The sequence below is a fragment of the Pseudomonas sp. TE6283 genome, from assembly GCF_054060555.1.
Map to the genome: position 1 here is coordinate 1 of NZ_JBSSDH010000015.1, position 22,544 is coordinate 22,544.

Here is a 22,544-nt window from a genome sequence, read left to right on the forward strand (position 1 = left end):
GTTCGGCCTCCTGAAGTCGCGAAGGTACGGGCGGCGCCTGGGCTGACGCAGCTGTCGCTAGTGGGCTGTGGTGTTAATCTTCTGATCGCCAAAGCCAAAGCCAAAGCCAAAGCCAAAGCCAAAGCCAAAGCCAAAGCCAAAGCCAAAGCCAAAGCCAAAGCCAAAGCCAAAGCCGTCGGTCTGGTTTCAGGTCCTGGCGATCTGGGCGCGCCTGCAAGGCTTAGAGATTGAACCTTCCCACCATGCCCCGCAACTGCTGTCCCAACTGCTCCAACTCCCCACTCGAAACCGCAGTCTGTTCACTGGCCGCCCGCGTCTGCTCCGACACATCCCGCACATTGATCACGCTACGGTTGATCTGCTCGGCCACCACGCTCTGCTGCTCACTGGCCGTGGCAATCTGCTGGTTCATCCCCTGGATCGTCGACACCGTCTCGGTAATCTGCCCCAGCGCAGCGCCAGCCTTGCGGCTGAGTTCGACGCTTTGCCCGGTCAGGCGCTTGCTGTCGTCCAGCAGACCGGTGACCTCGTCAGTGCCACGGTGCAGGCTGTCGATCAGCAGTTCGATCTCCTCGGTCGACTGCTGCGTGCGCTGGGCCAGGCCGCGCACCTCGTCGGCCACCACGGCGAAACCGCGCCCGGCCTCGCCTGCCCGGGCCGCCTCGATGGCGGCGTTGAGCGCCAGCAGGTTGGTCTGCTCGGACACCGACTTGATCACATCGAGAATCGAACCGATACGCTGGCTTTCACCGGCCAGGTGACCCATGGCCGTGAGGCAGTGGTCCATCTGCCCTGCCAACTGCTCGATACGGGCAATCGCCTCGGCCACCACCTGGTCGCCCAGCTGGGCCTGGCGGTCGGCGGTGGTGGCCGCCTGGGAGGCCTGCTCGGCATTTTGCGCGACCTCCTGCACCGTGGCGCTCATCTGGTTCATCGCCGTGGCCACCTGGTCGGTCTCCTCTTGTTGCTGGCCAATGCGCTCGCGGGTGTCCACGCTGGCGCCGGCCAGCGCCGTCGCTGCCCGGGACAGGTGACCGACGCCTTGGTCGATGCCGCCAAGCAGCTCGCGCAAGCTCAAGGTCATCTCGCGCATGCTGGCCTGCAGCTGGCCCATCTCGTCGCGGCGCTGCACCGTCTGTACCTGGCTGAGGTCGCCGCGGGCGATACGCGCGGCCTGGGCCAGCACCTGGCGCAGGGGCTGGGTGACCTGCCGGGTGATCAGCCAGGCAGCGAGGATGCCGAACACCAGTGCTAGTACAGCCACGCTGGTCAGCAGCGAACGGTCGGCCAGGGCCTCGTTGTCGCGCTGCTCGACCTTGCGCTCGCTCAGTTCGCGGCTCACAGCCTGCAGTTCGTCGCCTATCTTCTCCATGCCGTCCTGCAACTGCTCGACCTTGAGCGCGGCCTCGCGGTATTGGTGCAGGACGTCGCGGTAGCGGTCCAGTTCCACCTGTGGGCGTTGGGTCAATGTGCCGGGCAGTTCCAGCGGGGTGATTGCCCGCAGCAACTGGCCCAGGCTGGCATTCGCCGCCTGCAGCGCGTCATCGCCCATGCTGGCAAAGCTGTCCCGGGGCGAGAAGGCATAGGCTGGCACCAGGCTTTGCTGGCTGGCGGACTCGATATGGCGGCCCAGGGTATCCATGAGGCCGACCACGCTACCCTGCCGGCCGTCGCCGGGCAGTTTCAGCAAGGCCTGGGTCTGCAGGTCGTCGATCACGGTTTCGAGCACGCCCGCCTGCGCCTGCATCGCCGCGCGCAAGCCTTCACGGCTGTCCACGGTGCCTTGCAAGATGGCGAAGTCGGCCTTCAGGCGCTGGAGCAACTGCAGTTTCTGGTTCAGCATCTGCCGCGACGAATCGACGCCGCTGCGTTGCTGCAGCAGGGTCAGGCGATCGTGCAACTGGTCCAGGATGGTCGCGATGCGTGTCCTGCTGACGTCGTCGGCGAGTACTCGGTAGGTGATGCGCTCGGCGCGCAGGTCACGGGTCAGATCGTTGAGTTGGCCGATGTCGCTCAGTTGTTCCGAGCGCTCGATGGCGCCGTCCAGCGCACGCCAGCCGCTGAGTGTGGTGGCCAGGGTGAGCAGCAGCACCACGGCGAAACCCAGGGTGAGCTTGAGCCCGACGCCGAGGTTGCCGAGCTGGCGGTCAAGGTATCCGAACATGGCAGGTCTCCGTCCGATTGAGAAAAGGCCATGGCGGCAGAGTGCCGCCATGGCCTTTGCTCATCGGCCGGAAGTCCGTCGGACTGGACCTGCAAATCGAGTAGGAAAATTCTCTGCGGGCTGAAGGGTAGTGCCTACAGCCCGCAAGCCGCGAATTAGAGCCTGAAACGCCCCACCAGGCCCTGCAGATGCGTTCCCAGGCGGGCCAGCTCGACGCTGGAGCTGGCGGTCTCCTCACTGGCCGCCGAAGTCTGGTCGGAGATGTCGCGCACGTTCATCACGCTGCGGTTGATCTCTTCGGCCACGGCGCTCTGCTGTTCGGCGGCGGTGGCGATCTGCTGGTTCATCGACTGGATCGACGACACGGTGCGGGTGATGGTGCCCAGCGAGTCGCCGGCGCGACGGGTCAGCTCGACGCTGCTGTCGGTCAGGGCGCGGCTGCTGTCCATGACGCTGGCCACGCGCTCGGTGCCATTCTGCAGGCTGGCGATCAGTTCCTCGATCTCCTCGGTGGACTGCTGGGTGCGCTGGGCCAGGCTGCGCACCTCGTCGGCGACCACGGCGAAGCCACGGCCCGCTTCGCCGGCACGGGCGGCTTCGATGGCGGCGTTGAGCGCCAGCAGGTTGGTCTGTTGTGCCACTGACTTGATCACATCCAGCACGCTGCCGATCTTGTCGCTCTCGGCCTTGAGCTGGCTCATCGCTTCGCTGGAGTTGACCACCTCGCCGGCCAGGCGCTCGATCTGGCTGATCGCCTCGCCCACCACCTTGTCACCCTCGCGGGCCTGCTGGTCGGCCATCAGCGCCGCTTCCGAGGCTTGCTCGGCGTTGCGCGCCACTTCCTGGACGGTGGCGGCCATCTCGTTCATGGCGGTGGCGACCTGGTCGGTCTCGACCTTCTGGTTGTTGACCCCGGCGCTGGTCTGCTCGGTGACCGCCGACAGTTCCTCGGCGGCGCTGGCGATCTGCGTCACGCCGTCACCAATGCCCCCGATGAGCTCACGCAGGCCCTGGGTCATGCGCTGCATGCTGGCCTGCAGCTGGCCCAGTTCGTCGCGCCGATCGGCCTTGAGGTCCTGGCGCAGGTCGCCGCCGGCCACGCGCTCGGCGGCGGCGAGGGTCTGGCGCAGCGGCACGATGATCTGCCGGGTGATGGCGAAGGCGGCCAGCACCCCCAGCAGCAGCGCCAGGGCGGTGGCGCCGGCCAGCAGGGTCTTGGCCTGCTGGGTGCCCTGGTCACGCACGGTGGTTTGCGAAACGGTCATTTCCTGGCTGGCGGACAGCAGCACCTGGCCTTGCGCGGCCATGCGCGCCAGCGCCTGCTCACTGGCCGTCTGGGCGTTGCCGAACTGGTTCACCGCGTCGCGGTACGCGGCCAGTGCGCTGGCCGCGTCGTCGAGGCTGGCGGCGAATTCGGCCGGAAGCTTGCCTGGCAGGGCCTTGAGCACGGTCATGGCCTGGTCGATGGCGCCGAGCGCGGTCTGCTGGAACTCGGCCTTGCCGCTGTAGGTGTAGCCGCGCACCTGGAAGCGTGCCTGCTGCAACAGGGCGGCGACCTGCACCACCTCCTGGTACTGCTGGATATCGCCGCCCTGCAACAGGCGCTGCTGGACCTTGGCGATCAGCTCGGCGGCCTTGTCGGCGCTGTCGCCCAAAGTGGCGCGGCTGGCCTCGCGGCGCAGGCCGGCCTGCTTGAGTTCGGTGAAGGCCTGCTGGTACTGGCGCACGGCGTCCTGCTGCTTGTCCAGGCGCTGGCGGTCGGCGGGTAGCTCGATCTGGCCGAGCATGAACTGCACCTGGCGCTCGAGGTTGGCCAGGGCTTTTTCCAGTTCCGCCACGGCGGCGTCGTCTCGGTTGCGCTCATAGCCCAGGCGGGCCAGGCGCAGGTCCTGGGTGTACTGGTGGATCACCGAGATGTTGCCGAGCTTGTCGCCACGGCTGGTGACGCTGTCGATGCCCAGCCAGCCGGTGAAGGTGATGCCGAGGGTGAGCAGCAGCACCAGGCCGAAGCCGATCCCCAACTTGCGATTGACGCTTACATTTCCCAGTGACTGGGCAAACCAACGGTACATAGACGACTCCCCGGCGCGCGGCAGTGCGGATTATTGTTCTGTTGCACAGGCCATCGGCGCGGGGCGGGGAAACTTGATGGCAAAAACTTGACTATTGCGTCAGAAAATTCGCGAGAGCAGGGCGGTGACCGCCGTTTCCACCCGCAGGATGCGATCGCCCAGCTGTACCGGGGCCAGTCCGGCCTTGCCGAGCAGCTCGACCTCGTAGGGGATCCAACCGCCTTCGGGGCCGATCGCCAGGGTCACCGGGCCTTCCACGGCGCGCGGGCAGGCAGGATAGGGGCCGGGGTGGCCGACCAGGCCCAAGGAGCCTTCGGCGATGGCGGGCAGGCGGTCTTCGACGAAGGGCTTGAAGCGCTTCTCGATGATCACTTCCGGCAGCACCGTGTCACGGGCTTGCTCCAGGCCGAGAATGAGGTTTTCGCGGATGGTCTCGGGCTGGAGGAACGGCGTTTGCCAGAAACTCTTCTCGACCTTGTAGCTGTTGACCAGGATCAGCCGCGGCACGCCCAGGGTGGCGACCGTCTGGAACAGCCGACGCAACATCTTTGGCCGCGGCACGGCCAGCACCAGGGTCAGCGGCAGCTTGGCCGGCGGCGGCTGGTCGAAGGCCACCCGCAGTTCGGCCCCGTGGCCTTCGAGGCGGATGACCTCGGCCTTGCCCATCAGGCCGCCGATGCGCCCGACGCGCAGGCTGTCGCCCACCGCCACGCGGTGGATCTCCTGCATATGGGTGAAGCGGCGATCGGCCAGGACGACACGGTCGGCCGACACGAAGTCGGCCTCTTCAAGAAGCAACAGGTTCACGGTTGGGTCGCAGGCGGCTGGTCGTTGTGGTCGTTGTTCGCTTCGTCCGGCTCGTGGCTGCGCTTGCGGATCAGGCTGCCGCACAGCACGCCGACCTCGAACAGCATCCACATGGGCACGGCCAGCAGGGTCTGGGAGAAGATGTCCGGCGGGGTGAGGATCATGCCGACCACGAAGCAGCCGATGATCACGTACGGGCGGATCTTCTTCAGGTACTGCACGTCGACCACGCCGATCCACACCAGCAGCACCACCGCCACCGGGATTTCGAAGGCGACGCCGAAGGCGAAGAACAGGGTCATGACGAAGTCGAGGTAGCTGGAAATGTCGGTCATCATCGACACGCCCTCGGGGGTGGCGCTGGCGAAGAAGCCGAAGATCAGCGGGAACACCAGGAAGTAGGCGAAGGCCATGCCGGCATAGAACAGGACGATGCTCGATACCAGCAGCGGGATGGCGATGCGCTTTTCGTGGCGGTACAGGCCCGGAGCGATGAAGCCCCAGATCTGCTGCAGGATGAACGGGATCGCCAGGAACAGCGAGACGATCATGGTCAGCTTGAACGGCGTCAGGAACGGCGAGGCCACGTCGGTGGCGATCATCGTCGCGTTGGCCGGCAGGTGCGCGCGCAGCGGCGCCGAGACCAGGGTGTAGATCTGCTGGGCGAAGGAGAACAGCCCGGCGAAGATCAGGAAGATGGCGGCGACGCAGCGCAGCAGGCGGGTGCGCAGTTCGGTCAGGTGCGAGACCAGCGGCATCGGCTGGTCATGTTCCGGATTCTCGCTCATGGGGCTCGTGGCGGTTGGGGCGGCTCGGAGGGTGGCGTCGCGGTCGGTTGCGCGGGGGCGGCTTCGACGGCGGGTGTGGCGGGCGTTTCAGCGCTGGTCGGCGGCTGCGCCGGTGGCGTCAGCGGGTTGAGGATGCGCTTGGCCTCCTGCTCCATCTGCAGGATGTGCTCGTTGTGCAGCTGGCGGCGGATGTCGTCGGCGCCGATCTCGCGCTCGACCTCCATCTTGATCGCGTTGAAGCTGCGCTTGAGGCGGCCGATCCACAGGCCCGCGGTGCGCGCGGCCCCCGGCAGGCGCTCGGGGCCGAGCACCAGCAGGGCGACCAGGCCGACGAGCAGCAGCTCGCTGAAACTGATGCCGAACATGGGTCAGTCTTTCCGCTGTGGCTCTTGGACCGGCTGGGCCTGGCCCTCGATGGTGTGGCCCTGGGCCTGCTGCGCGGTGTTCTGCACCGGCGGAACCGGTTGGGCCGGCGGCGGGGTCTGCTCGGCGGGCTTGGTTTCTTCTTCGTTCATGGCCTTGCGGAAGCCCTTGATCGATTCGCCCAGGTCGCTGCCGAAGTTCTTCAGTTTCTTGGTGCCGAACACCAGCACCACGACGACCAGCAGGACGATCCAGTGTTTCCAGTCAAAAATGCCCATTTCGTACTCCTGAAAAATGTGTGTCGGTCTATCGGGCCCTGGGGCTGCCTTGCAGCCCATCACAGGGTTCAGCGAATCGTTCAGGCGACGCGGCCCCCTGTAGGAGCGGCCTTGCCGAGGCGTCGTACCGGTCGGAAAGGGGCGCAACGCGCCCCCGGCAATCTTCAGGCAGACGGCTGACGCGCAGCCTTCTCATCATGCCCGGACAACCCGAACCGACGCTCCAGCTCGTCGAGCACCGCCTGCGGATGCTGGCCCAGCGCGCTGAGCATGACCAGGCTATGAAACCACAGGTCTGCGGTTTCATAGATGACATCGCTGTAATCCTTGCTGACGGCGGCATCCTTGGCGGCGATGATGGTCTCGATGGACTCTTCGCCGAGCTTCTCGAGGATCTTGTTCAGGCCCTTGTGATACAGGCTGGCCACGTAGCTGCTGTCCGGCGCCGCGTGCTTGCGTTCTTCCAGCACCTCGGCGAGGCGGTTCAGGGTGTCGCTCATGTCAGTGTCCTGCGCTGTAGATGGCGTTCGGATCCTTCAGGACCGGGTCGACGGTTTTCCACTGGCCGTCCTCGAAGACGCGGTAGAAGCAGCTTTCGCGGCCGGTATGGCAGGCGATATGGCCCAGTTGCTCGACCATCAGGATGATCACGTCGGCGTCGCAGTCCAGGCGCATTTCATGCAGTTTCTGCACATGGCCCGACTCTTCGCCCTTGCGCCACAGCTTGCCCCGCGAGCGCGACCAGTAGATGGCGCGATGCTCGGCGGCGGTCAGGGCGAGGGATTCACGGTTCATCCAGGCCATCATCAGCACGCGCCCGGTCTTGTGGTCCTGGGCGATCGCCGGCACCAGGCCATCGCTGTTCCACTTGATCTCGTCCAGCCAGTCTTTCATCGTCGACTCCAAACCAGGCCCGCTCCCGTACCGGGCCCCTGTGCGCTAGTGTGCCAGCCGACGGCGCGGCTGGCTATCGGCGCACGATAAGGTACAGGCCCGCGGCCAGCATCAGCCACGCCGGCCAGGCGGCCGGGGCGCTGAGGCTGACGGCGCCGGCGGCCAGCGTCGCTCCGCCACCCAGCAGGCCGGCACCGAGCAGGCGCAGCGCCCAGTTGTCGCCGGCGCGGCGTCGCTCGGGCAGTTGCGGATCGTGCAGGTGCGGTTGCGACAGGCGCTCGAGCAGGTCGCGGGTCATGTCGGCCAGGTGCGGCAACTGCTCGGCCTGGCTGTACAGGTTGCCGATAACCGCCTTCGGGCTCATGCGCTCGCGCATCCAGCGTTCGAGGAACGGCTTGGCGGTGCTCCACAGGTCCAGGTCGGGATAAAGCTGGCGGCCCAGGCCTTCGATATTCAGCAGGGTCTTTTGCAGCAGCACCAGCTGCGGCTGGACTTCCATGTTGAAGCGCCGGGCAGTCTGGAACAGGCGCATCAGCACTTGGCCGAAGGAGATGTCCTTCAACGGTTTTTCGAAGATCGGCTCGCACACGGTGCGGATCGCCGCCTCGAATTCGTTGACCTTGGTCTGCGCCGGCACCCAGCCCGAATCGATGTGCAACTGGGCCACGCGACGGTAGTCGCGCTTGAAGAAGGCGATCAGGTTGCGGGCCAGGTAGTCCTGGTCCTCGGCGGTGAGGCTGCCGACGATGCCGCAGTCGATGGCGATGTACTGCGGGCTCCATGGCTTGACCGTGCTGACGAAGATGTTGCCCGGGTGCATGTCGGCGTGGAAGAAGCTGTCACGGAACACCTGGGTGAAGAACACTTCCACACCCCGCTCGGCGAGCATCTTCATGTCGGTGCGCTGGTCCGCCAGCGTGACCATGTCGGTGACCGGAACGCCGTAGATACGCTCCATCACCAGCACCTTGGGCCGGCAGAAGTCCCAGTACACCTGGGGCACGTACATCAGCTCGGAGCCTTCGAAGTTGCGCCGCAGCTGGCTGGCGTTGGCCGCCTCGCGCAGCAGGTCGAGCTCGTCATAGATGGTCTTCTCGTAGTCGCCGACGATCTCCACCGGGTGCAGGCGACGGGCATCGGCCGAGGCGCGTTCGGCGGCCTTGGCGATCAGGAACAGCCAGGCCAGGTCCTGGGCGATGACCGGCTTGAGGCCCGGGCGCACCACCTTGACCACCACTTCCTCGCCGCTCTTCAGGCGCGCGGCGTGGACCTGGGCCACCGAGGCCGAGGCCAGCGGCTCGACGTCGAAGCGGCTGAACACCTCGGCCACCTTCGCCCCGAGCTGTCCCTCGATCAGCGCCACGGCGTGCTGCGGGTCGAACGGCGGTACCCGGTCCTGCAGCAGCATCAGCTCGTCGGCGATGTCGGTGGGCAGCAGGTCGCGGCGGGTGGAGAGCAACTGGCCGAACTTGATGAAGATCGGCCCCAGGTCCTGCAGCGCCAGGCGCAGGCGCGCGCCGCGGCTCAGCTCCAGGGGCTTGCGCGGCAGCCAGCGCCAGGGCATCAGCAGGCGCAGGCTGGCCAGCCACCAGGGCAGCAGGGGCTGTTCGAACAGCAGGTCATCGAGGCGGTAGCGGATCACGACGCGCTGGATGCGCAACAGACGGCGGACGGCGAGCAGCTTCATGCGTTATCGCTGGTATCAAGAGTGTGGGCGAGGCGGCGCAGGCGCGCCTCGAGACGTTCGATGTCGACTTTCAGCGCATCGAGCTCGCTGAACGCCGCTTCGGCTTCGCGTTTGCCGACCAGGGTGCGGGATTCCTCGGCCAGGTACTCGGAGAGGTTCTCGCCGAAACGGGCCAGACCCTGGCGGGTCCAGCGCGCGCGCAGGCGCAGGTGGCCGGCGATCAGCGCGGTGGGCACCGGGCCCAGCCAGCGCTGCAGCTCGTATTCCCAGTCCAGCTCCAGGTCTTGCACGATGCCGAACAGGTCGAGCAGCACCGCGCTGTCGCCATGCAGTTCGACCTGGGGGCTGTGCAGTACGGCGGTCTTGTCCTTGGCCAGGGCCAGCTGCGCCAGGCGCCCGGCGGGGGCACGCAGAGTGCAGTCGACCTCGCCCTCCCAGTGGGCGGCGAGCATCAGGCCTTCCTCGTCGGGCAGCACGAACAGCTTCAGGGCCGGCTGCACGCAGTCGATCTCGATCACCCGGCCCTCCAGCGCCGCCAGGCGCGGGAGGGCGGTGCTGTCCAGGCGCAGGACACGGTTGAGCCCGTGCTCGGCGCTGGCGAGCAGGCCGGCCAGGAGCATCAGGGCTTGATCCCCCGGTGCACGGCGACGATGCCGCTGGTCATGTTGTGGTAGGTGACGCGGTCGAAGCCGGCCTCGACCATCATGCTCTTGAGCGTTTCCTGGTCGGGGTGCATGCGGATCGATTCGGCCAGGTAGCGGTAGCTTTCCGCGTCGTTGGTGATCAGCTTGCCGGCCAGCGGCATGAAGGCGAACGAGTAGGCGTCGTAGGCCTTGGACATCAGCTTGTTGGTCGGTTTGGAGAACTCCAGGATCAACAGGCGGCCACCGGGCTTGAGCACCCGCAGCATGGAACGGATGGCTTCGTCCTTGTGGGTCACGTTGCGCAGGCCGAAGGCGATGGTCACGCAGTCGAAGTGGTTGTCCGGGAACGGCAGCTTCTCGGCGTCGGCCTGGACGAACTCGATGTTGCCGGCCACGCCGCGGTCGAGCAGGCGGTCACGGCCGACCTTGAGCATCGAGTCGTTGATGTCGGCCAGCACCACCTGGCCGGTCGGGCCGACCAGGCGCGAGAACTTGGCGGCCAGGTCGCCGGTGCCACCGGCGATGTCCAGCACCCGGTTGCCGCTGCGCACGCCGGACAGCTCGATGGTGAAGCGTTTCCACAGGCGGTGCATGCCGCCGGACAGCACGTCGTTCATCAGGTCGTACTTGGCGGCCACCGAGTGGAACACCTCGGCGACTTTCTTCGCCTTCTGGCTCTCGGGCACGTCCTGGTAGCCGAAGTGGGTAGTGGGTTCGGCGTGGTCGCCTTTGCGCTGGTCGGTCATATCGCTTCACCAGAAAAAAATTACGGCCATTCTAGGGGCTGCGGGCGGATTTGTCTTGGCGGGGTGTGTCATGCAGAGGGGGCGGGCATAATGGCGATTATGTCTTCATATCCAGGATCACCCGCATGACCCAGATCAGCGTCGAACGCAAACACTCCCTCGGCCGTGACGCCGCCCGTGCCAAGGCCGAGGCGCTGGTCGACAGGCTCAGCCGCGAATACGACCTCAAGGCCACCTGGAATGGCGACCGCGTCGATGTGACGCGCAGTGGTGCCAATGGCAGCGTGCACATTGGCGAGGACACCATCAGAGTCGAGCTGAAGCTGGGCATGATGCTGTCGATGATGAGCGCCAGCATCAAGGGCGAGATCGAGCGGGCGCTGGACAAGGCGCTGGCCTGATTCGCCCGTACCGTCCCGATCCCTTGTAGGCGTGGCACAAGGCCGCGCCTACACCCAGCAGGCCTGAAGCGGCAATACGGCCCACCTTAGGGTGAGGATTCTAATTTTTCCGCCTACCTTCACGCTCAAGCCCTGCCTCCCAGGGCAGTTCCTCCCTCCCTTGAACGAGCATGAGGTGCAGAGCATGGCCAAAGTGAATCTCAAGCAGAAAGACGACGCCCAAGGCAGTACCCTGGGTGAGGTACGCGGCTACGCCCGCAAGATCTGGCTGGCGGGCATCGGTGCCTACGCCCGCGTCGGCCAGGAAGGTTCCGACTACTTCAAGGAGTTGGTGAAGGCCGGCGAAGGCGTCGAAAAACGCGGCAAGAAGCGCCTGGGTAAAGAGATCGAAGCCGCCAACGGCCATCTCGACGAAGCCACCCAGGAAGTCAGCCGGGTACGCGGCAAGGTCGAGGTCCAGCTGGACAAAATCGAGAAAGCCTTCGACGCCCGTGTCGGTCGCGCCTTGAATCGCCTCGGCATTCCGTCTAAACATGACGTTGAGGCGTTGTCCATCAAGCTTGAACAGCTGCATGAGCTGCTCGAGCGCGTCGCGCACAAACCATAAGGAGAGCAGGATGGCTGGCAAGAAGAACACCGAGAAAGAAGGCAGTTCCTGGATCGGCGGAATCGAGAAGTACTCCCGCAAGATCTGGTTGGCTGGCCTGGGTATCTACTCCAAGATCGACCAGGACGGTCCCAAGCTGTTCGATTCGCTGGTGAAGGATGGCGAAAAGGCTGAGAAACAGGCGAAGAAAACCGCCGAAGACGTGGCCGAAAGCGCAAAGTCGTCGACCAACTCCCGGGTGTCTGGCGTGAAGGACCGTGCGCTGGGCAAGTGGAGTGAGCTGGAAGAGGCTTTCGACAAGCGCCTGAACAGTGCCATCTCGCGCCTGGGCGTGCCCAGCCGCAATGAGATCAAGGCCCTGCACCAGCAGGTCGATTCGCTGACCAAGCAGATCGAGAAACTGACCGGCGCGTCGGTGACGCCGATCTCCAAGACCAGTGCCGGCAAGACTGCGGCCAAGCCCCTGGCCAAGGCGGCAGCCAAGCCTGCGACCAAGACCGCCGTGGCCAAACCGGCGGCCAAGCCTGCGGCGAAAACCGCGGCGGCCAAGCCTGCGGCGAAAACCGTGGCGGCCAAACCGGCGGCCAAGCCTGCGGCGGCCAAACCCGCTGCGGCCAAAAAGCCGGCCGTGAAGAAAGCCGCTCCGGCCAAGCCTGCGGCAGCCAAGCCGGCCGCTCCAACGCCCGCCGCCACTGCGGCTCCGGCTCCGAGCGCGGCCCCGACCAGCAGCACGCCGTCGGCTCCGGTGAACGCGGCCACCCAGGCCTGACACCGCGTCGCCCTGATCGCGGGGCAAGCCCGCTCCCACGAAGCCTGCACGGGACGCGTGGGGGTGGGTTTGCCCGGTGATCGTTTCAGCCTTCCAGATAGCGCATCGCCAACTGCTCCGCCGCCCTGCGCGCCGGTGCCTGCAGATGCGGCGCCACCAGCATCATCACCTGGTATACCACCACCCCCACGTCGCCCTCGCGCCCCAGCACCCGCTGGTAGTCCAGCGAGCACATCAGGGTCAGGGTGATCTGCTCCACCAGTTGCCCCAGCGCCTGGGTCTCACTGGTCACCTGGCCCTGGCCCTTCAAGCTGGCCAGCAACGCGGCCAGGGTGCGCTTGAGGGCGTTGATCAGGCTGCGCATGCCTCGCGCCAGCTTGGGCAGGCGCCCGGTGAGGTTGGACAGGTCCTGGAACAAAAAGCGGTACTGGGCCATGCGCTCGACGATCAGGTGCAGGAACAGCCAGTAGTCCTCTGCGTCCAGGCGCACATCCAGGGGCGGATCGAGCAGTGGCATCAGCTCCTCTTCGAAACGCTCGAACAGGCCGATCACCAGCGGCTCCTTGCCGTGGAAGTGGTAGTACAGGTTGCCGGGGCTGATCCCCAGTTCATTGGCGATCTCCAGGGTCGAGACGTTCGGCTCGCCCTGGCGGTTGAACAGCTGCAAGGCACATTCGAGGATACGGTCGCGGGTCTTCATCCGGTCAGCGCGCCAGTACGTAGCTGCCTGGCGCGGGGCCCAGCGGTGGATAGGTGGCGTTGCCCAGTTCCTCGCGTGGCGCCTTCAGCGTGCCGGAGCGCTCGCTGATCCACTCCAGCCACAACGGCCACCAGCTGCCGTCGCGCCGCTGGGCATCGTGGAACCAGGCCCGTGGGTCGCTGGAGAGCTTGGGGTTTTCCAGGTAGTAGGCCTTGGGATTGCCGGGTGGGTTGATGATGCTCTGGATATGCCCACTGTTGGCCAGGATGAAACGTCGGTCGCCACCGAGCAGCAGCGCCGAGCGGTAGACAGCGTCCCACGGGGTGATGTGGTCGTTGCTGCCGGCCACGGTGAAACTGTCCAGCCCGACCTGCTTGAGGTCGATAGGTGTACCGCACACTTCCAGGCCTTCCGGAAAGGTCAGTGGGTTGAGCTTGAAGAAGTCCAGCAGGTCGCCGTGCAGGGCGGCGGGCAGGCGGGTGTTGTCGGCGTTCCAGTAGAGGATATCGAACGCCGGCGGGGTCTTGCCCATCAGGTAGTTGTTGACCCAGTAGTTCCAGATCAGGTCGTTGGGGCGCATCCAGGCAAAGATGCGCGCCACTTCGCCGCCGTCTAGCACGCCGCGCTGGTACGAGCGGCGCTTGGCCGCCTCGATGGTCTGCTCGTCGGCGAACAGGCTGGCGGGACTGTCGAACTGGCTGTCGAGCAGGCTCACCAGGTAGGTGGCGCTGCGCACCTTGCGCAGGTGCTTCTTGGCCTGCAGGTGGCCCTGCAGGGCGGCCATGGTCAGGCCGCCGGCGCAGGCGCCCATCAGGTTGGGATCACGGCTGCCGCTGATGCTGCGGCAGGCGTTGAGCGCCTCCTCCAGGGCCTGCACGTAGCTGGACAGGCCCCATTCGCGATGACGCGGGTCAGGGTTGCGCCAGCTGACCATGAACACCTGCAGGCCCTGCTTGAGCATGTACTGGACGAAGCTGTTGGTCGGGCCGAGGTCGAAGATGTAGAACTTGTTGATCTGCGGCGGTACCACCAGCAATGGCCGGGCGTACTGTTTCTCGCTCATGGGCTTGTACTGGATCAGCTCCAGCAGCTCGTTGCGAAACACCACCGCGCCAGGGGTGGCGGCCAGGTTGCCACCGACTTCGAAGGCCCGTTCGTCCACCTGGCGCGGCAGGCCGTCGTTGTGGCGCAGGTCGTCGAGCAGGTGGCTGGCCCCGCGCAGCAGGCTCAGGCCGCCGGTGTTGAACAGCTCCTTGATCGCCAGCGGGTTGAGCAGCGAGTTGCTCGGCGCGAAGGCGTCGCTGACCAGGTTGAACAGGAACTGTGCCCGGGCGCGGTCATCGTCGGCCAGGCTGCTTTCCTCGATCCACAGGCGAGTTTGCTTCTGCCAGGCCAGGTAGGCCTGCAGGCCGCGACGGTAGAACGGGTTCTGGCTCCAGGTCGGGTCGCTGAAGCGCGCGTCGCGGGGATGGGGTTGATAGGCGCTGTCACCGATCAGCACACGGCCCAGCTGGCCGCCCAGGCTCAGCAGATGGTGCGCGGTGTGCAGCGGGTTGCGCAGGCCGATCCGGCCGACCTGGCGCAGGGTCGAGATCAGGTCGCGACCGCGCAGGCCGGTGATGGCGTTCTGCACGTTCATGCTCGTGGCGGGGACCGGTGTCATCCCTCTGGCCGGTTTGTCCTTCATGCCAACACTCCTTCGTCAGATCCATTTCCGCGTTGGCCTCGTCGCGGCCCGCCCGCGCGAAGGTGCGCTGGGCTTGGCCACAACTCGCCTGTGCTGACGCATAAAAAGCCTTTCTAACCCCTGGCCGCTGGCCGAGGGTGCATGACCGCGCGTTGGCGTTCCTGCTCGAGGAATTTCATGATGATCGGCGCGACGGCTTCGGCCCGGGTGATCAGGAACAGGTGGCCGTCGTCGATTATGTGTAGCTGGGCATTGGGAATTCGCCAGGCCAGCAGGCGCATGTTGATCAATGGGATCAACGGATCGTCGTCGCCGGCCAGCACCAGGGTGGGTTGGTGGATCTTGTGCAACCAGTGGATGCTGGTCCATCCGAGTCCGGCGAACAGTTGCCAGTAGTAGCCCAGCTTGCCGCCCGAACGGACCTTGGAGGCGTGGTGCATGGCCAGCTCAGGGTCGCGCCGGAAGCCGCCACCATAGATCAGCGGGGCGATGCGGATCACATGGGAGGGCTGCACATAGCGCCGCGGGCTGGCCATCATCCACAGCACCTTGGGCTTGCCCGGTACCATCACCGCGCCGGCGGCGGTGGCGGCCAGCACCAGCTTCTTGCAGCGCTCCGGGTAGTCGTGGGCGAATTGCTGGGCCAGGGCGCCGCCCCAGGACACACCGATGACGTTGACCTGGCCGTAGTCCAGATAGTCGAGCATGCGCGCGGTCAGCTTGGCCAGGCCGGGAAAGCGGTAGGGGTGGCGCGGCGTCGACGAGCCGCCGACCCCGGGCACGTCGAAGGCGATGACTTCCAGGTCCGGGTCCAGCGCCTCGATGAAAGGGAATACCAGCTCGAGGTTGGCGCCGATGCCGTTGAAGATCAGCAACGGCGTCAGGTGTGGCTTGCCCGGGCGGACCGCGGTGCGGATGGACTGATCGTCCAGCTCGACGGTCCTGAAGATGTACGGTTGCGGCATGCGCGTGACTCTGTGGTGAAGGTAGCGCCGCGATGAGCCGACTGGCCCATCGCGGCGGTTCGGTTCAACGCTCGTGCACGTATGTTCCCGGTGCGGCCTCGCCTGCGGTATAGGTGCGGTTACCCAGCTTTGTAGGCGCCTTCTTGAGTTCGCCGGCGCGCTCGCCCAGCCAGGCCTGCCAGTGCAGCCACCAGGAGTCGGCGTGCTTGATGGCGTTCTCCTGCCAGGCCACCGGGTCGTCCGGGCGGTCCTCGCCGGTCATGAAGCGTGCCTTGGGGTTGCCCGGCGGGTTGAGGATGCTCTGGATATGGCCGCTGTTGGACAGCACGAACTCGATCTTGCCGCCGAACAGGTGCGCCGAGCGGTAGCACGATTGCCACGGGGTGATGTGGTCGGCGGTGCCGGCGACGCTGTAGATGTCGCAGTCGACCTTCTTCAGGTCGATGGCGGTGCCGCACACTTCGAGGGCGTCGGAGCGGGTCAGCGGATTGTTCTTGAACATTTCGATCAGGTCGCCGTGGAATGCGGCCGGCAGGCGGGTGGTGTCGTTGTTCCAGAACAGGATGTCGAACACCGGCGGTTCGTTGCCCAGCAGGTAGTTGTTGACCCAGTAGTTCCAGATCAGGTCGTTGGGCCGCATCCAGGCGAACACCTTGGCCATGTCGCTGCCTTCGAGCACGCCAGCCTGGTAGGAGTGGCGCTTGGCCGCCTCCAGCGTTTGCTCGTCGACGAACAGCGCGACCTGGGTGTCGACGGTGGTGTCGAGCACGCTCACCAGCAGGGTGAGGGCGTTGACCTTCTTCTCGCCGAGCGCGGCGTAGTGACCCACCAGCGCGGTGCAGGTGATGCCGCCGGAGCAGGCGCCGAGCATGTTCAGGTCCTTGCTGCCGGTGATCGCCAGCACCGCGTCGACCGCCTCCTTGAGCGCGTCGATATAGGTCGACAGGCCCCACTCGCGCTGGGCCTTGGTCGGGTTGCGCCAGCTGATGATGAAGGTCTGCTGCTGGGAGCGCAGGCAGAAGCGCGCCAGGCTCTTTTCCGGGCTCAGGTCGAACACGTAGAACTTGTTGATCTGGGGCGGCACCACCAGCAGCGGACGGCTGTGCACCTGCTCGGTAATGGGGCTGTACTGGATCAGCTCCAGCACATCGTTGCGGTACACCACCGACCCTTCGCTGGTGCCGAGGTTCTTGCCGACCTCGAAGGCATCCATGTTCACCTGGCTGGGCATGCCGCCGTTGTTGACGATGTCCTTGGCCAGGTTGGACAGCCCGTCGAGCAGGCTCTTGCCGCCGGTCTCGAAGAAGCGCTTGACCGCGGCGGGGTTGGAAAGGGTGTTGGTGGGGGCCATGGCCTCGGTCACCAGGTTGATGACGAACTGCCCGCGGCTGATGTCCTGGGGCGACAGGTCGCTTTCGCTGATCCAGTCGTTGAGCTCCTTGCGCCAGGCCAGGTAGGTCTGCAGGTAGCGGCGGTACAGGGGGTTCTTGCTCCACGCCGGGTCGGCGAAGCGGCGGTCGTCGCCCTCGGGCTGCAGGGCCGACTTGCCCAGCAGCACGTTCTTCAGCTCCAGGCCGAAATGCGCAACGTGCTTGGCGCTGTGCAAGGGCTGGCGTACTGCCTGGCGCAGCACCGTGCGCGCCGATGTCAGCAGATCCTTGCGGCGAATGCCGATGACCGGGTTCAGTCCCAGGGTGTTTTCCGAGGCCTGCCGCTGCAACTCATCGTTGTTCTTGTTACTCATCTACGACGCTCCGTTGTCCTGAGACGAGTACCGGTGTGCTGTGACAGCCCGGTACTGCTACTCGGGTGACCAGTGATAAGGAACAGCGGTGCTGCGACCGGATGCGTGCCGATGATGAGCTGCGTGGGTTTCTGCGTGTGAAGACAACCTGCTTTCGCTCGCGACCTCTACATACCGGCCCGGCCCTGCCTGCCTTCAAGGCGATGCAGGGAACTTGCCAGCTCCATTGGTTACCCGACTTTCGTGTAATGCGCAAGACAGCCAATCTTTGGCAGTCATCAAGGCATTCAAGCAGATGAGATTAGAAAATGCGCTCTAAAGCCTGCGAGCCTTGAGCTAGAGCATCAATTTCACCACCGATTCGGACGGGTCGCGGGATTTGCCGGCCTTGTGCAATTCGTCGAGGTATTCGGCCCACAGCTGCTCCTGGCGCAGGCACAACTGCTCGAGGTACTCCCAGGTGAACAATCCGGAGTCATGGCCGTCGTCGAAGGTCAGTTTCAGTGCATATTGACCGGCCGGTTCCAGACCGCTGAGGCCGACGTTGATCTTGCCAAATTGCAGGATGGGGTTGCCGTGGCCCTGGACCTCGGCGGAGGGGGAATGCACGCGCAGGAATTCGGCGGGCAGGTGGTAGACCTCGCCGGGGGCGTAGGTGAGGGTGAGGGTCTTGGAGGCTTTGTGCAGGTTGATGGCGGTAGGCAGGCGGGCCATGGCTGGAATCTCTGGTGAGCTGATGGTGCAAGCTTCGGGAGATTCAGGGGATTGTGCAAGGGGGCCGCGTAGCGGCCCCATGCGGTCTTACAGGATATAGCGCGACAGGTCTTCGTTCTGCGCCAGCTCGCCCAGGTGGCTGTTCACATAGGCGGCGTCGATGTGGATCGGCGTCTCGTCGTGGGCGCTGGCCAGGTCGCCGGCGCTGAACGACACCTCTTCGAGCAGGCGCTCGAGCAGGGTGTGCAGGCGGCGGGCACCGATGTTCTCGGTCTTCTCGTTGACCTGGTAGGCGATCTCGGCCAGGCGCTTGAGGCCGTCGGCGGCGAACTCGATGTTCAGGCCCTCGGTCTTGAGCAGGGCGCTGTACTGTTCGGTCAGCGAGGCATGCGGTTCCTTGAGGATGCGCTCGAAGTCTTCCGGGGTCAGCGCCTTGAGCTCGACACGGATCGGCAGGCGACCCTGCAGCTCGGGCACCAGGTCGCTCGGCTTGCTCAGGTGGAACGCACCGGAGGCGATGAACAGGATGTGGTCGGTCTTGACCATGCCCAGCTTGGTGTTGACGGTGCAGCCTTCGATCAGCGGCAACAGGTCGCGTTGCACGCCTTCACGGGACACATCGGCGCCGCCGACGTTGCCACGCTTGGCCACCTTGTCGATCTCGTCGATGAACACGATGCCGTGCTGCTCGACCGCTTCCAGGGCCTTGGCCTTGAGCTCTTCCTCGTTGACCAGGCGGCCGGCTTCCTCGTCGCGGACCATCTTCAGGGCGTCCTTGACCTTCAGCTTGCGGCTCTTGCGCTTGCCCTTGCCCATGTTGGCGAACAGGCTCTGCAGCTGGTTGGTCATCTCTTCCATGCCGGGCGGCGCGGCGATCTCGACGCCCATGTTCTCGGCGACTTCGATCTCGATTTCCTTGTCGTCCAGCTGGCCTTCGCGCAAGCGCTTGCGGAACAGCTGGCGGGTGTTGGAGTCGGTGCTGGACTGCTGGGCTTCCTCGCTGAAGCTGCTGACCCGCGCCTGCGGTAGCAGGGCGTCGAGGATACGGTCTTCGGCGGCGTCCTCGGCGCGGTGGCGCACGCGCACGATCTCCTGCTCGCGCAGCATCTTCAGCGCGGCGTCGGCCAGGTCGCGGATGATCGACTCGACGTCACGGCCAACGTAGCCGACTTCGGTGAACTTGGTCGCCTCGACCTTGATGAACGGCGCATTGGCCAGCTTGGCCAGACGGCGGGCGATTTCGGTCTTGCCGACACCGGTGGGGCCGATCATCAGGATGTTCTTGGGCGTCACTTCGGCACGCAGCTCGGCGGGGAGCTGCATGCGCCGCCAGCGGTTGCGCAGGGCGATGGCGACGGCGCGCTTGGCGTCGTCCTGGCCGATGATGTGGCGGTTCAGTTCGTGAACGATTTCGCGGGGGGTCATGGACATGATGAATGTGGTCCTTCGGCAAAGTGGGTCAGCGTGGAAAAGCCCCATCACCGGGATGGGGCGCCAGAACAGCTGATCACTCGGCCAGGTCCTGCTCCTCGATGGTCAGGTTGTGGTTGGTGAACACGCAAATGTCGCCGGCGATGTTCAAGGCGGTCTCGGCGATCTCACGGGCCGAGAGGTCGGTCTTGTTCAGCAGGGCGCGGGCCGCGGCCTGGGCGTAGGCACCGCCGGAGCCCATGGCGATCAGGCCGTCCTCGGGCTCGACCACGTCGCCGTTACCAGTGATGATCAGCGAGGCGTCCTTGTTGGCCACGGCCAGCATGGCTTCCAGGCGGCTCAGGGTACGGTCGGTGCGCCATTCCTTGGCCAGCTCGACGGCGGCGCGCACCAGATGGCCGGAGTGTTTCTGCAACTGGGCTTCGAAGCGTTCGAACAGCGTGAAGGCATCGGCGGTTGCACCGGCGAAGCCGGCGATGACCTGGCCGTTGTACAGGCGACGGACTTTCTTGGCGTTGCCTTTCATCACGGTGTTGCCGAGGGAAACCTGGCCGTCGCCGCCCATGACGACTTTGCCGTTACGGCGGACAGAAACGATGGTAGTCAAGGGAGAGTCTCCACGCAGCGGGGCGAAAATGCCTGATGCAGACTCATATGGGGGGAGGGGGGAAGGATTTCAACCTTGGGGGATGAGTGGTTGGCGCAGTTTCAAGGCGCAACACCCACGATGTGGGAGCGGCCTTGCCGAGGCGTCGGACCGGTCGGAAAGGGCCGCAAAGCGGCCCCCGCATTCCAGGCGTGATACAACTCAGGCTTCGTGGCAGACGTGCCCGTCGACCAAGGTATAACGCACCGCGCCCGGCAGGCAGTGGCCGATGAACGGGCAGTTCGCACCGCGAGAGAGCCACTGCTCGCCTGCCACGGTGGACGCTTTCGGATCGAACAGCACCAGGTCCGCCGCGCCACCCACCTTCAGCTCGCCGGCCGGCAAGCGCATTGCGGCAGCCGGGCCGCTGCTCAGGCGTGCCAGCAGGGTTGGCAGGTCGAGCAGTCCGTCCTCGACCAGGGTCATGGCCAGTGGCAACAGCAGCTCGACGCTGCTGATACCCGGCTCGGTGGCACCGAACGGCGCCAGCTTGGCATCACGTTCGTGAGGCTGGTGATGGCTGCTGATCGCCTGGATCACCCCGGACTTCACCGCCTCGCGCAGGCCGTCGCGGTCGGCGGCGGTGCGCAGCGGCGGCTGCACGTGGTACAGGCTGGAGAAGTCGCGCAGCGCTTCGTCGGTGAGGATCAGCTGGTACAGCGCCACGTCGGCGGTGACCGGCAGCCCCAGCGCCTGGGCCTGGGCGATCAACCGGGCGCCGCGGGCGCTGGTGATCTGGGTGAAGTGGGCGCGCACGCCACTCTGCTCGACCAGCAGCAGGTTGCGGGCCAGGGCCACGGTCTCGGCGGTTTCCGGGATGCCCGGCAGGCCGAGGAAGCTGGCCATGGGGCCTTCGTGGGCCAGGCCGCCTTGCGCCAGGTCGCGGTCCTGGGAGTGGAACACCACGGTCAGGTCGAAGGTCGCCGCGTATTCCAGGGCGCGGGCCAAGGTGCGGTTGTTGGGGATTTCCTTCAGGCCGTTGCCGAAGGCCACGCAACCGGTGTCGCGCAGGGCCACCAGTTCGGCCAGTTGCTCGCCTTCCAGGCCCTTGGTCAGGGCACCGATCGGGTATACCTTGCTGTTGGCCGCCTCGCGGGCGCGGTCGAGGATCAGTTCGGCGACTGCCGAGGTGTCCAGCACCGGCTTGGTCTGCGGTGGGCAGCACAGGCTGGTGACGCCGCCAGCGACGGCGGCGCGGGTTTCGCTGGCGATGTTGCCCTTGCGGCTGTAGCCCGGCTCGCGCAGGGAGACACCGAGGTCGACCAGGCCCGGCGCGGCTACCAGACCGTCGGCCTGGATCGTGCGGCTGGCGTTGAAGCCGGCCGGCGCCGCGCCGATGGCGGCGATGCGCCCGCCGTCCAGGTGCAGGTCGGTGATGCGGTCCAGGCCGCTGGCAGGATCGATGACCCGGGCGCCGATAATGCTGATGGTCACTGGGCGTTCTCCTGGTCGAATTGACGTTGCGCGTTCTGCCCGCTCATGGCCATGGACAGCACGGCCATGCGCACGGCGATGCCGTAGGTGACCTGGTTGAGGATCACCGAGTGCTGGCCGTCGGCCACCGCCGATTCGATTTCCACGCCGCGGTTGATCGGACCCGGGTGCATGACGATGGCATCCGGCTTGGCCCCGGCCAGGCGCGCGGTGGTCAGGCCGAACAGGCGGTAGAACTCGCCCTCGCTGGGCAGCAGGCCGCCGGCCATGCGCTCGCGCTGCAGGCGCAGCATGATCACTACGTCGACATCCTTGAGACCTTCGGCGAGGTCGGTGTAGACCTTCACCCCGTACTGTTCGATACCAATCGGGATCAGCGTCTTCGGGCCGATCACGCGGATGTCCGGGCAGCCCAGCGCCTTGAGCGCGAGCATGTCCGAGCGCGCCACCCGCGAGTGCAGGATGTCGCCGACGATGGCCACGGAGAGGTTTTCGAAGCCGCCCTTGTGCCGACGAATGGTGAGCATGTCGAGCATGCCCTGGGTCGGGTGGGCGTGGCGGCCGTCACCGCCATTGATTACTGCCACGTCCGGGCACACATGCTCGGCGATGAAGTGGGCGGCGCCGGAATCGGAGTGGCGCACGACGAACATGTCGGCGGCCATGGCCTCCAGGTTGCGCAGGGTGTCGAACAGGGTCTCGCCCTTGCTGGTCGAGGAAGTCGATACGTTCAGGCTGATCACGTCGGCCGACAGGCGCTGGGCGGCCAGTTCGAAAGTGGTGCGGGTACGGGTGGAGTTCTCGAAGAACACGTTGCACACGGTCTTGCCGCGCAGCAACGGGACTTTCTTCACGGCCCGGGCGCCGACTTCGAGGAACGAGTCGGCGGTGTCGAGGATCTCGGTGAGCAGTTCGCGGGGCAAACCGTCGAGCGAGAGGAAGTGGCGCAGCTGGCCCTGGTCATTGAGCTGCAGCGGGCGCTTGGCGTCGAGTGGCGTCATCG

General features: G+C 65.8%; 24 protein-coding genes and 1 pseudogene. 4 read left to right on the forward strand and 21 right to left on the reverse strand.

Features of this window, described 5'->3' with window-relative positions; all coding sequences use genetic code 11:
• A partial coding sequence (locus ACVWZ5_RS18650; protein WP_457340783.1) for a hypothetical protein occupies positions 1-231 on the forward strand: 231 nt, incomplete at its 5' end.
• Here the strand turns inward: ACVWZ5_RS18650 and ACVWZ5_RS18655 are convergent.
• From ACVWZ5_RS18655 to ubiE, 12 genes and pseudogenes are all read right to left on the reverse strand, one after another.
• Entirely contained in the window at positions 221-1,114 is an 894-nt protein-coding gene (locus tag ACVWZ5_RS18655; RefSeq protein ID WP_418796402.1) for a methyl-accepting chemotaxis protein, read from the reverse strand. The genes ACVWZ5_RS18650 and ACVWZ5_RS18655 overlap by 11 nt on opposite strands.
• 9 nt (positions 1,115-1,123) lie before the next feature.
• Positions 1,124-2,215, reverse strand: a pseudogene (locus ACVWZ5_RS18660) (methyl-accepting chemotaxis protein); the annotation flags it as partial.
• A 104-nt stretch (positions 2,216-2,319) separates the two neighbouring features.
• Positions 2,320-4,236, reverse strand: coding sequence for a HAMP domain-containing methyl-accepting chemotaxis protein (locus tag ACVWZ5_RS18665; protein ID WP_062572601.1), 1,917 nt, complete (start codon positions 4,234-4,236; stop codon positions 2,320-2,322).
• Between the two features lie 99 nt (positions 4,237-4,335).
• Positions 4,336-5,043: a 16S rRNA (uracil(1498)-N(3))-methyltransferase gene (locus ACVWZ5_RS18670; RefSeq protein ID WP_062572602.1), complete on the reverse strand. Its 708-nt coding sequence runs from the start codon at positions 5,041-5,043 to the stop codon at positions 4,336-4,338.
• Positions 5,040-5,831: a twin-arginine translocase subunit TatC gene (gene tatC, locus ACVWZ5_RS18675; protein WP_062360244.1), complete on the reverse strand. Its 792-nt coding sequence runs from the start codon at positions 5,829-5,831 to the stop codon at positions 5,040-5,042. The genes ACVWZ5_RS18670 and tatC overlap by 4 nt, the downstream gene beginning before the upstream one ends.
• Positions 5,828-6,196, reverse strand: coding sequence for a Sec-independent protein translocase protein TatB (tatB, locus tag ACVWZ5_RS18680; RefSeq protein ID WP_028688375.1), 369 nt, complete (start codon positions 6,194-6,196; stop codon positions 5,828-5,830). Before tatB ends, tatC begins: the two co-directional genes overlap by 4 nt.
• Positions 6,197-6,199: 3 nt before the next feature.
• Positions 6,200-6,472, reverse strand: coding sequence for a twin-arginine translocase TatA/TatE family subunit (locus tag ACVWZ5_RS18685; protein ID WP_028688374.1), 273 nt, complete (start codon positions 6,470-6,472; stop codon positions 6,200-6,202).
• 164 nt (positions 6,473-6,636) lie between these two features.
• Positions 6,637-6,972: a phosphoribosyl-ATP diphosphatase gene (locus ACVWZ5_RS18690; protein WP_028688373.1), complete on the reverse strand. Its 336-nt coding sequence runs from the start codon at positions 6,970-6,972 to the stop codon at positions 6,637-6,639.
• Position 6,973: 1 nt separating this feature from the next.
• Complete coding sequence (gene hisI, locus ACVWZ5_RS18695; RefSeq protein ID WP_011536069.1) at positions 6,974-7,366, reverse strand: phosphoribosyl-AMP cyclohydrolase; 393 nt, start codon at positions 7,364-7,366, stop codon at positions 6,974-6,976.
• A 73-nt stretch (positions 7,367-7,439) separates the two neighbouring features.
• Positions 7,440-9,053, reverse strand: coding sequence for a ubiquinone biosynthesis regulatory protein kinase UbiB (gene ubiB, locus ACVWZ5_RS18700; protein WP_062572603.1), 1,614 nt, complete (start codon positions 9,051-9,053; stop codon positions 7,440-7,442).
• On the reverse strand, positions 9,050-9,673 hold the full coding sequence (locus ACVWZ5_RS18705) for a ubiquinone biosynthesis accessory factor UbiJ (protein ID WP_062360242.1): 624 nt from the start codon (positions 9,671-9,673) through the stop codon (positions 9,050-9,052). The genes ubiB and ACVWZ5_RS18705 overlap by 4 nt, the downstream gene beginning before the upstream one ends.
• On the reverse strand, positions 9,673-10,443 hold the full coding sequence (gene ubiE / locus ACVWZ5_RS18710) for a bifunctional demethylmenaquinone methyltransferase/2-methoxy-6-polyprenyl-1,4-benzoquinol methylase UbiE (RefSeq protein WP_028688370.1): 771 nt from the start codon (positions 10,441-10,443) through the stop codon (positions 9,673-9,675). Before ubiE ends, ACVWZ5_RS18705 begins: the two co-directional genes overlap by 1 nt.
• Before the next feature lie 125 nt (positions 10,444-10,568).
• Between ubiE and ACVWZ5_RS18715 the strand changes: the two genes are divergently transcribed.
• The 3 genes from ACVWZ5_RS18715 to ACVWZ5_RS18725 all read left to right on the forward strand — a co-directional run bounded on the left by ACVWZ5_RS18715 (position 10,569) and on the right by ACVWZ5_RS18725 (position 12,220).
• Positions 10,569-10,844, forward strand: coding sequence for a polyhydroxyalkanoic acid system family protein (locus ACVWZ5_RS18715; RefSeq protein ID WP_062360240.1), 276 nt, complete (start codon positions 10,569-10,571; stop codon positions 10,842-10,844).
• A 184-nt stretch (positions 10,845-11,028) separates the two neighbouring features.
• A complete protein-coding gene (locus ACVWZ5_RS18720; protein WP_028688368.1) occupies positions 11,029-11,451 on the forward strand; it encodes a phasin family protein in 423 nt (140 codons plus the stop codon).
• 10 nt (positions 11,452-11,461) lie between these two features.
• Complete coding sequence (locus ACVWZ5_RS18725) at positions 11,462-12,220, forward strand: phasin family protein (protein ID WP_084943379.1); 759 nt, start codon at positions 11,462-11,464, stop codon at positions 12,218-12,220.
• Positions 12,221-12,305: 85 nt separating this feature from the next.
• Here the strand turns inward: ACVWZ5_RS18725 and ACVWZ5_RS18730 are convergent, their stop codons facing one another.
• From ACVWZ5_RS18730 to ACVWZ5_RS18770, 9 genes are all read right to left on the reverse strand, one after another.
• On the reverse strand, positions 12,306-12,920 hold the full coding sequence (locus ACVWZ5_RS18730; RefSeq protein ID WP_028688366.1) for a TetR/AcrR family transcriptional regulator: 615 nt from the start codon (positions 12,918-12,920) through the stop codon (positions 12,306-12,308).
• 4 nt (positions 12,921-12,924) lie between these two features.
• Complete coding sequence (gene phaC, locus ACVWZ5_RS18735; RefSeq protein ID WP_062572605.1) at positions 12,925-14,607, reverse strand: class II poly(R)-hydroxyalkanoic acid synthase; 1,683 nt, start codon at positions 14,605-14,607, stop codon at positions 12,925-12,927.
• Positions 14,608-14,720: 113 nt separating this feature from the next.
• Complete coding sequence (phaZ, locus tag ACVWZ5_RS18740; protein ID WP_028688364.1) at positions 14,721-15,572, reverse strand: poly(3-hydroxyalkanoate) depolymerase; 852 nt, start codon at positions 15,570-15,572, stop codon at positions 14,721-14,723.
• Positions 15,573-15,636: 64 nt separating this feature from the next.
• A complete protein-coding gene (gene phaC / locus ACVWZ5_RS18745) occupies positions 15,637-17,316 on the reverse strand; it encodes a class II poly(R)-hydroxyalkanoic acid synthase (RefSeq protein ID WP_062572606.1) in 1,680 nt (559 codons plus the stop codon).
• Between the two features lie 336 nt (positions 17,317-17,652).
• Positions 17,653-18,030: a gamma-butyrobetaine hydroxylase-like domain-containing protein gene (locus tag ACVWZ5_RS18750; RefSeq protein ID WP_011536058.1), complete on the reverse strand. Its 378-nt coding sequence runs from the start codon at positions 18,028-18,030 to the stop codon at positions 17,653-17,655.
• Between the two features lie 87 nt (positions 18,031-18,117).
• Positions 18,118-19,461, reverse strand: coding sequence for an ATP-dependent protease ATPase subunit HslU (hslU, locus tag ACVWZ5_RS18755; protein WP_062572607.1), 1,344 nt, complete (start codon positions 19,459-19,461; stop codon positions 18,118-18,120).
• Between the two features lie 76 nt (positions 19,462-19,537).
• Positions 19,538-20,068, reverse strand: a complete 531-nt coding sequence (hslV, locus tag ACVWZ5_RS18760; protein ID WP_028688361.1) for an ATP-dependent protease subunit HslV — start codon at positions 20,066-20,068, stop codon at positions 19,538-19,540.
• Between the two features lie 201 nt (positions 20,069-20,269).
• Positions 20,270-21,541, reverse strand: coding sequence for a dihydroorotase (locus tag ACVWZ5_RS18765; protein ID WP_084943377.1), 1,272 nt, complete (start codon positions 21,539-21,541; stop codon positions 20,270-20,272).
• On the reverse strand, positions 21,538-22,542 hold the full coding sequence (locus ACVWZ5_RS18770; protein WP_062572609.1) for an aspartate carbamoyltransferase catalytic subunit: 1,005 nt from the start codon (positions 22,540-22,542) through the stop codon (positions 21,538-21,540). The genes ACVWZ5_RS18765 and ACVWZ5_RS18770 overlap by 4 nt, the downstream gene beginning before the upstream one ends.
• Positions 22,543-22,544: the final 2 nt, after the last annotated feature.